The sequence below is a fragment of the Mycobacterium sp. E342 genome (genome assembly GCF_001667665.1).
GTDB lineage: Bacteria > Actinomycetota > Actinomycetes > Mycobacteriales > Mycobacteriaceae > Mycobacterium.
In genome coordinates this window covers 1-9,707 of sequence record NZ_LZJM01000313.1, presented here as the reverse complement: position 1 = coordinate 9,707, position 9,707 = coordinate 1, and the positions used below count along the sequence as shown (strand labels likewise).

Genomic DNA, 9,707 nt, shown 5'->3' with positions numbered 1-9,707 from the left:
CGGTCAGCGTCGTCTCCCTCGGCTCCCGGCACGGCACCGTCGGGGACTACCCGCGGGTGTATGACTCGGAGATCGGGACCCCGCCGTATGCGGGCCGGCGCGAAACCTGGTTGATCATGCGGCTGTCGATCATCGACAACACGCAAGCGTTGCGCTGGCGGACAACCGTTGGCGCCGCGGCCATTTCGGTGGCGCAGCGCATCGCGGGCCTGCTGCGCTGCCAGGGGCTGCGGGCCAAGGTGGCCAACGCCACCGACCTGGCGGAGCTGGATCGCCGGCTGGGGTGTGACGCGATCGAGGGGGACACGCAGCGATGGAAGGCCATCCGCGGTGAGGGCGGCTGGATGACGACCTACGCGTATCCGGCCGAGGCGATCAACTCGCGCGTCCTGTCGCAGGCGTGGACACTGCGCGTCGACGAGGTCATCCAGAACGTGACCGTGTACCCGGATGCGACCTGCACAGCGACCATCACCGTGCGCACACCGACACCGGCTCCCACCCCGCCCAGCGTGATCCTGCGCCGGCTCAACGGGGAACAGGCCGCCGCCGCGGCGGCCAACATGTGCGGCCCGCGGCCCCACCTGCGGGCGCTGCGTCCCAGCCCGCTGCCCGAGCACCTGCTCACCGAGATCGGCCCGTCGGGCGTGCTGATCGGGAAGCTGAGCAACGGGGACCGGCTCATGATCCCTGTCACCGACGCCGGCGAGCTGTCAAGGGTTTTCGTGGCCGCCGACGATCCGATCGCCAAGCGCATCGTGATCCGCACCGCCGGCGCCGGCGAGCGGGTCTGCGTGCACACCCGCGACATGACGCGCTGGGCCACCGTGCGGATGCCCGAGATCAGCGTCGTCAGCACCGTACGGCCCGCGCCGCGCACCACCGTCAGCGTGGTGGAGCACGTCTCTCCGATCTCGCCCACCCCGCGACCCGCGACCGTGATCACCGTCGCGCCGTCGGGCACCAGGCTGCCAGAAGGGCACCGGCACAACTTCGAGGTGATCATCGAACAGGTTGGCCCCGCGATGGTGCGGGTCAGCGCGGCGGGCCAGGACTGGCTCGTCGAGATGGACATGTTCCGCGCCGAGAACCGCTACGTGAGTCTCGAGCCGGTCACCATGTCGGTCACATAGGACGTCAAAGAGTTTGAGGCATAGTTCGATGAGCGCACACGATGGGTGATCTGCAAACCGCCCGTAGGCATTTCGACCGGGCCATGACCGTCAAGAGCAGGCAGGGCCGGGCGGCTGCGCTGCCCGACTTCGTCGCCGCCACCGACGCCGACCCGTCGATGGCCGACGCGTGGCTGGGCCGCATCGCGTGCGGCGACAACGACCTGGCCTCGCTGAAGAAGCTCTACGCCACCAGCGAGTGGCTGCACCGCGAGACGACCCGCATCGGGCAGACGCTGGCCGCGGAGATCCAGCTGGGCCCCTACATCGGGATCACGGTGACCGACGCGTCCCAGGTGGGGCTCGCGTTGTCGTCGGCGCTGACCATCGCCGGGGAATACGCCGAGGCCGACCGGCTGCTCGCCAATCGCGACCTGCTGGATTCCTGGGCCAATTACCAGTGGCACCAGCTGGCCCGGGCGTTCTTGATGTACACCACGCAGCGCTGGCCGGACGTGTTGCTGACGGCCGCCGAGGAGCTGCCGCCGCAGGCCATCATCATGTCGGCCGTGACGGCGTCGATCTGCGCGCTGGCGGCCCACGCCGCCGCCCACCTGGGGCAGGGCAGGGTCGCACTGGACTGGCTGGACCGCGTCGACGTGATCGGGCAAACCAACGCGTCGGGCCGCTTCGACGCCGACGTGCTGACCGCCTCGATCGGGCCGGCCGATATCCCGCTGCTGGTCGCCGACCTGGCCTATGTCCGCGGGATGGTGCACCGCCAGCTGCGTGAGGAGGACAAGGCTCAGGTCTGGCTGTCCAAGGCGACCATCAACGGCGTCCTGACCGAGGCCGCGAAGGCGGCTCTGGCCGACCCCAACCTGCACTTGGTCGTCACCGACGAGGAAACCATTGCCAGCCGCACCGATCGGTGGGACGCGTCGACGGCCAAGAGCCGCGACGAGCTCGACGACGACGCCACCGCCGGGCGGCGCGCCGAGCTGCTCGCGGAGGGCCGCGCCCTGCTGGCCAAGCAGGTCGGGCTGGCGGCGGTCAAGCAGGCCGTGTCGGCGCTCGAAGACCAGCTCGAAGTGCGGATGATGCGCCTCGAGCACGGCCTGCCGGTGGAGGGGCAGACCAACCACATGCTGCTGGTGGGTCCGCCCGGCACCGGTAAAACCACCACCGCGGAGGCGCTGGGCAAGATCTACGCGGGCATGGGGATCGTGCGGCACCCCGAAATCCGCGAGGTCCGCCGGTCGGACTTCTGCGGCCACTACATCGGGGAGTCGGGGCCGAAGACCAACGAGCTGATCGAAAAGTCGCTGGGCCGAATCATTTTCATGGACGAGTTCTATACCCTGGTCGAGCGGCACCAGGACGGCACACCCGACATGATCGGCATGGAGGCCGTCAACCAGCTGCTCGTCGCGCTGGAAACGCACCGCTTCGACTTCTGTTTCATCGGTGCGGGCTACGAGGACCAGGTGGACGAATTCCTCACCGTGAACCCCGGTTTGGCGGGCCGGTTCAACCGCAAGCTGCGGTTCGAGTCGTATTCGCCGGCCGAGATCGTCGAGATCGGTCAGCGCTACGCGGCACCGCGCGCCAGCAAGCTCGACGACGCCGCGCGCGAGGCGTTCCTGGACGCGGCCACCACCATCCGCAACTACACCACGCCCGGGGGGCGGCACGGCATCGACGCCATGCAGAACGGGCGGTTCGCTCGCAACGTCATCGAACGCGCGGAGGGCTTCCGGGACACCCGTGTGGTCGCGCAGAAGCGCGCCGGCCAGGAGGTCACGGTCGAGGATCTGCAGATCATCACCGCGCCCGACATCGAGGCCGCGGTGCGCAGCGTCTGTTCGGACAACCGTGACATGGCGGCCATCGTCTGGTAATCACCGCACGCCGCAAAAGCATCCAGGACGTGGCCCGAGGCGCTTAGGATGCTCGCAGGCCCGCGGCCGGTCGCCACAGCCGCCGCGGCTGAGCGAATGGAGCGTCCGGCGGTGCACCGTATCTTCTCGATCACGGTGGCCCTCGCGTTCCTGTTGCTCACCGCGCCGCCGGCCTCGGCGGTCGCCCCGCCCACGATCGACCCGGGCGCGATGCCGCCGGACGCAACAGGACCCGACCAGCCCCTGGAGCAACGCCGCGTCTGCCGGGCACCGCTGACGTTGCCCGGCACCAACTTTCACGACGCCCCGTGGGCCAACGCCTACCTGGGGGTCGGCCAGGCGCAGAAATTCGCCACCGGCGCCGGGGTGACGGTCGCCGTCATCGACACCGGTGTGGATCCCTCGCCACGGGTCCCGGCCGAGCCGGGGGGCGACTTCGTCGTCCCCGACGGCGACGGCCTGTCCGACTGCGACGCCCACGGCACGCTGACGGCGTCCCTCATCGCCGGCCGGCCGTCGCTCACCGACGGATTCGTCGGTGTCGCGCCCGACGCGCGGCTGATCTCGGTGCGCCAGACGTCGGAGGCCTTCGAGCCGAAGGACAACCAGGCGAACCAGAACGATCCCAACGCCTCACCGGCGGCCGGGTCGGTCCGCAGCCTGGCCCGCGCGGTGGTGCACGCGGCCAACCTGGGCGCCGGCGTGATCAACATCAGCGAAGCGGCCTGCTTCAAGGTGCACAAACCGGTCGACGAATCCACCCTGGGCGCCGCGCTCAATTACGCGGTCAACGTCAAGGGCGCGGTCGTCATCGTCGCGGCCGGCAACACCGGCGGCGACTGCTCGCAGAACCCGCCACCGGACCCGTCGACGCCCACCGACCCCCGCGGCTGGGCGCAGGTGCAGACCATCGTCACGCCGGCTTGGTACGCGCCGCTGGTGCTGACCATCGGCGGCGTCGGCCAGAACGGCGCTCCGAGCCCCTTCTCCATGCACGGACCCTGGGTGGGTGCCGCGGCGCCCGCGGAGAACATCGTCGCCCTTGGCGACAACGGCGAGCCGGTGGACGCGTTGCCGGGCAAGGATGGTCCCGTCCCGATCGCCGGCACCTCCTTCGCCGCGGCCTACGTCTCCGGGGTGGCGGCGCTGATCCGGCAGAAGTTTCCGGAGCTGCCCCCGGCCCAGATCATCAACCGGATCACCGCCACCGCACGGCACCCCGGCGGCGGTGTCGACGATGTCGTGGGCGCCGGCATCGTCGACGCAGTCGCGGCGCTGACGTGGGACCTCCCGGCCGCGCCCACGAACGGCCCGTCGGTGAAGCGCATTCAACCCCCGGTGCCGGTACCGGGCCCCGATCATGGGCCGATCACGGGGGTGGCGCTGGGAATCGTGGGTCTCACCCTGGCCCTGGGGCTGGCCGCGCTGGCCGGACGAGCGCTGCGGCGGCGATGACGGCCATGAGATCCCTAAGGCTCCAGTTCAGCAGCACCTATGCCCTGTGGCTGGCGGTGCTGGCTCCGCCCTGCATTCTGCTGTTCCTCAGGACGCGCTACGCGTGGGCCGGCCCCACAGTGGTGGCGGTGGCGGTGCTGCTGGCGTTGGTGACCTTCCGCGGTCGGCGCCTACTCGGTTGGGTGGCAACGTTTTTCGCGTGGTCGGTGCGCCGCCGCCGGCCCCTTGTCGCGCCGTCGGAGCCCGTCGTGGGCGCCACGGTGCAGCCGGGTGACCACGTCGCGGTGCGCTGGAAAGGCAAAGTCCTGGTCGCGGTCATCGAACTCATTCCACGGCCGTTCACGCCGACGGTGATCGTCGACGGCAAGGCGCACACGGACGATGTGGTGGACACCCGGTTGCTGGAGCAGCTGTTGTCGGTGCATTGCCCCGATCTGGAGGCGGACGTCGTGTCGGCGGGTTACCGCGTCGCCAGGACTGCGGCGGCCGACGTGGTGAGCCTCTACGAGCAGCTGATGGGGTCGGACCCCGCACCGGCGCGCCGTCGGACCTGGATCATGGTCCGTGCCGACCCCCGTCGGACCCGCAAGTCGGCCGGGCGCCGCGACGCCGGCGTCGCGGGGCTGGTCCGCTATCTGGTGGCGTCGGCGACGCGGATCGCCGACGAGTTGGCCCGGCACGGGGTCGACGCGGTGTGTGGGCGCAGCTTCGACGACTTCGACCGGGCCACGGACATCGGCTTCGAACGGGAGAACTGGTCGACCATCAAGGGACGCGACAGCTTCACCACCGCCTACACCGCGCCCGGCGGCCCGGACGTGTGGTGGTCGGCTGCCGCCGACCACACCATCGTGCGGGTCCGCGTCGGGGCGGGGACGACGCCGCAATCCACCGTGTTGTTCACGACACCGGACAAGCCGAAGAAGTTGCGTGGGTTCACGCGGGTGTCCGGCGGCCAGCGCGCCGCGCTGCAAGGCCAGACCCTGGTCCGCGACCGCCACTACCAGCTGCCGATCGGATCGGCGGGCGTCCTCGTCGGCGAGACGGCAAGCCATTACCCGGTCTACCTGCCGTTCGACGACGCCGACGCGAGCATCCAATTGGGTGACGCCCGGATGTTCACCCAGTTCGTCCTGCGGGCTTCGGCGGCGGGCGGGACCGTCACGCTCGGGCCGCACTTCCGGGAATTCGCCGAACTCATCGGCGCACAGATCGGCGCGGAGGCCAAGGTGGCGTGGCCCAGCGCGACAAGCTATCTCGGCCGCCACCCGGGTGTCGACCGGGTTGTTTTGCGGCACAACATGGTCAGCACCCCCCGGCATCGGCAATTGCCGATCCGGCCGATCGCCCCGCCCGAGGAAAGCCGCTACGAACAAGCCCTGCCCGGGGCCGGCAGATCCGCGTCCTGAGCCCGCCACCGCTCGGCGCGCGCGATCGGCCGACCCGCTCTAGACTCAACCCCGGTTGTGGACCGAGGCCGTCGGCGGCCCACGCGACAAGACTCAACCAAGGTTAAGGACCTTCCCCCATGAGCACTCTCCGCATGAGCCCGGACACCCACCCTCAGGTGGCGCAGGCGCTCGACCAGTTGCAGCAGTTCACTTCCGCCCTCGAGTCCCAGATGCAGCGGACGCACACCCAAACCTTTACGGCCACAGACGAAGCCGAGACCGTCGAGGTGACCATCAACGGGCAGCGGTGCATCGTCGGCCTGAATATCGAGGATGGCCTGCTGCGCCTCGGCGCCCACACGGTGCAGCAGCGCATCAACGAGGCGCTGCAGCAGGCGCAGGCCGGCGCCTCGGCGGCTCTGCAGGCGCAGCAGGCGCAGCTGTTCGCCTCCCTGACCGGGCTCGCCGGTTCGCTACAGCACACCGTCGGCTTGATCTGAGGCAAACCGCTTACCCGGCAACGACTTCGCCCGACCGGGGCCCGGCGCCCGCGCGGTACCACCCGTGACGGCCACCAATTAAGTGCTACAACCACCTCTCCTTGGCGTTTAAGCTTTGGCTGGAGGTTGGTCGATCGTGAGCGAAAGCGCTGTTCAGCAGAGCGAACACTCGCCGAGCGTTGGGCGCGGCGTGCTCGACGATGTGCTACAGGCAGATCGGCCCGCGATCTATCTTGGCGGCAAGATCGGGGAGGCCATCGTCACCCTCCCGACGGTTCGCGCCCTGAGCGAAATGTTCACTGCCCCTCTGACAATCGTTTGTCCTAAGTTCATCTACGACGTGTGCTTGTGGGAAGTGAGCCCACGACTCGTCGATATCACCGGGTTGCCCGCCGCGGGCGTAGCTCCCTGTCGGATCCCCGACTACGGCGCCCTGGCCGCGGAGGTCGGCAGTGTGGACGTGTTCATCAATACCGTGCCATGGAACCTGATATCGAACAGCTTTGTTCGTCCCCTTCGAGAAGCCCTGACTCCGAGGACGAGCATCGGTTTCAAGATCGACCACGATAGCTATGACATCGTGGTGCCGAAAGACGTGGACCATGCGGCCGATCTGATCTTCAATCTGGCGCGTCTGTTCGATACTTCGGCGCGGATCGAGACTTACGCCCAACCGCTACCCGCCCGACCGATGGTGCGGGAGGAAGCGCGGTCGATCCGTGCCGCCGTGACCGAGGGTGCGAGGGTGTTGGTCGTGCACGCCGACACCGACTGGGCGGAGAAGCGTTGGCCGATCACCCGGTTCATCGATCTGCTGGACCGGTTCTTGTCGCGTCATCGTGACTTCGTGGCCTGGGTCGTGGGGATGGGGCACGAGGAGCTCAACGTCGGGAGCGAGCGCGATCGTGTCATTCCCTGTCTCGGGCTGCCACTCGACCTCACGATGAGCCTGATCGCGACGGCCGATTTGTTCGTCGGCGTCGATTCGAGCATGCTCCATGCCGCCGATCTGGCACGGGTCCCGGGCGTCGGGCTGTTCGGCCCGACCCGCCCTTCGACGTGGGGGTTCAGGTTCGCGCCGCACCGGCACGTCGATGTGAGGACCATGGCCGATATCACCGTCGACGAGGTGCTGCGCGCCTTAACCGATCTCGCCGCTGAGCATGCCTGAACGCTCGCGCGGCACATCCTGCGATCCAACGGGGAGCGATCTTCTCGCCGCTGTGCGTCAGTTCGTCGACATGGCGCTGGCCTGGCACTGCCAAGAACCCGAAATATCATGGGAAAGCCGGACTATCGCGGCGATGGCACTGCAGCTGCATGCGATCAACTTTGCACTGTGGCATCACGAAGACGCCGTTCGTCGTCCCGGCGCCGATGACCATGAGGTGGCCCGCAGGAAACGGCTGATCGACGACCTCAACGACCGGCGCAACGCGGCAATCGAGGGCATCGACGTGCTCCTGCTCGATCGCTTCAAGCCGAATGAAACGGCGAGGCTGCATACCGAAACCCCCGGCACGATCGTCGATCGGCTGTCCGTTCTCGCGCTCCGCATCCTCCACACGGAGAAAGCGATCCCGCCCAACCCGTGCCTCGCGCTGCTCGACGAGCAGTACGACGAGCTGTTCGGTGGCCTCGAGAAACTGCTCGCCGACATCCAAGGTGGCGACGTGAGATTCAAGCTGTACCGCCAATTCAAGGCGGCTGGACAGCGAAGTTACTGCGCCCTGTTCGAAAGACGCAATGCCTGACGACAGCGCGCCCGTCGGGGCGCGTCCGCGGCCCCACGACCAGCCGGAATCAGAGATGCATGGAGTTCGAAATTAGCGCATACCGGCCGCTCGTTGGTGGCTTACGATAACAGTCGGTAGCACTCAGCCCGCTGCCACACCGCCCGTATGGAACGGCGAACGAAAGGGGTGGTCGGGAGTTGCTCCGGACAATTCGCGAACTCCCATTTCCGACGATTCGCCCGAGCCGACGACTACCGCGACAGCAACGATGCTCACGAGAACACCGTTAGCGATGGCGCAACCGAGGCCCTGACTTACCAACGACGGTGCCGTTCTGGCGCCGAGGAGAACGATCCGAGATGACGCAAACGCTGAACGTCGAATACGACGAGCTCATGAAACGGGCGGCCGAACTCGAGGAAGCGCTGCCGATCCCGCCGCCCGGCGATCCGCTGCCGACGAGCGCCCTTTCCATCGCCATCGGGGCCGCAACGCAGCTTGCGATGTCCGCCAATACGATTCGGGAATACCTCGGGTATTGCGAACGGGAATACAAGCGCCTGGCGAAATCCTTGAGGAACGCGGCCAAAGCCTATGAAGAGGTCGACGAGGAAGCCGCGCAGTCCATCAACAGCGCCGTGCCCGCGGCGGGGGAAACGGGCGCCGGGGCCGGCAATGACCAAATGATGGTCAACTGCGATCCGGATGAGGACTGGGGCTTGGACTTGCCGAAACCCTCGCCGCCTCCTCCCCCGCCGCCCTTTGAATATCCATACTACGAAGTCAGGCAGGCGGCCTACGACATCGAAGCTCCCGACCAGGGCGCGTCATTTCTGGATTTCTCGAGGCAATGGGATGCGTACCAGCGGACGCTGCAAGAAAGGGCCCTCAGACGGTTCCGGCGATTCGATTACTGGGAAAGCGACAGCCAGCTCCTGGTTGAGCAAAACTTCGAACAGCACCGCAGCTACATTTTCGCGATGGTGCAGCTTTGCCTTCAGGTTTCCAACCAGGCCAAAGCCGTTTACGACGCGCACAAGAAGGCGCGGTGGGAACATCCCACGCCGTACGACATCGAGTCGACCGACGGTTGGTACAAGTACTACAAGACCATTGGCGACCAGAACTGGACTTGGTGGGCCATCGGCCGGTACCAGGAATTGCAGACCAAATCGGAAGAGGTGTTGGGCGCCTATGTGCGAGAGGCGAATCTACCGCTGGCGCCGGTGACGCCGAAGAATCCGCCCATGGCCACCCGCATCGCCCCGCCGCCCGATCCCAACCAGCCCGGCGAAGGCGACGGGACGATTCCCGGAGGCCCGGATTACGGCCTACCCGGCGACGAGGGGGGCCTTGGCACCCCACCCACCCTGCCGACAATGCCACCGGGCATGGGCGGCATGGGCGGAGCGCCGGACAAGGGCGCCATGGACGCCGCCATGAAAGATGCGTTGAAGGGGAAGGCCGGCCCGCCCGGGGGGGCGGGCATGAAACCGGCGTCGCTGGGGGGTGGCGGTGGTGCCGGCGTGCCGTCGATGCCGTTACAGCGCCCGGTGGACGCCGAATCCCCGTCACGGCCCGCCGGCGCGGCCGGTCCGCGGGCCGCGGCCGT

8 protein-coding genes are annotated in these 9,707 nt (G+C 68.0%); all 8 read left to right on the top strand.

What is annotated here, in order from left to right:
* Positions 1-1,133 (top strand): type VII secretion protein EccE (eccE, locus tag A5692_RS25825; protein WP_068061853.1); only part of this gene is annotated, 1,133 nt, incomplete at its 5' end.
* A gap of 41 nt (positions 1,134-1,174) precedes the next feature.
* Positions 1,175-3,013: a type VII secretion AAA-ATPase EccA gene (gene eccA, locus A5692_RS25820; RefSeq protein WP_068061850.1), complete on the top strand. Its 1,839-nt coding sequence runs from the start codon at positions 1,175-1,177 to the stop codon at positions 3,011-3,013.
* 111 nt (positions 3,014-3,124) lie between these two features.
* Positions 3,125-4,468, top strand: a complete 1,344-nt coding sequence (mycP, locus tag A5692_RS25815; protein ID WP_068061862.1) for a type VII secretion-associated serine protease mycosin — start codon at positions 3,125-3,127, stop codon at positions 4,466-4,468.
* 5 nt (positions 4,469-4,473) lie between these two features.
* Positions 4,474-5,877, top strand: coding sequence for a type VII secretion protein EccE (gene eccE / locus A5692_RS25810; protein WP_068061859.1), 1,404 nt, complete (start codon positions 4,474-4,476; stop codon positions 5,875-5,877).
* Between the two features lie 119 nt (positions 5,878-5,996).
* Positions 5,997-6,359 (top strand): YbaB/EbfC family nucleoid-associated protein, encoded by a 363-nt coding sequence (locus tag A5692_RS25805; protein ID WP_304528624.1) that lies wholly within the window; start codon positions 5,997-5,999, stop codon positions 6,357-6,359.
* Between the two features lie 136 nt (positions 6,360-6,495).
* Positions 6,496-7,530 (top strand): glycosyltransferase family 9 protein, encoded by a 1,035-nt coding sequence (locus A5692_RS25800; protein ID WP_068061847.1) that lies wholly within the window; start codon positions 6,496-6,498, stop codon positions 7,528-7,530.
* The gene (locus tag A5692_RS25795) at positions 7,523-8,113 is read left to right on the top strand and encodes a DUF4254 domain-containing protein (protein WP_082963083.1); all 591 of its coding nucleotides are present in this window, start codon (positions 7,523-7,525) and stop codon (positions 8,111-8,113) included. Before A5692_RS25800 ends, A5692_RS25795 begins: the two co-directional genes overlap by 8 nt.
* Positions 8,114-8,454: 341 nt before the next feature.
* A partial coding sequence (locus tag A5692_RS25790; protein WP_068061843.1) for a hypothetical protein occupies positions 8,455-9,707 on the top strand: 1,253 nt, incomplete at its 3' end.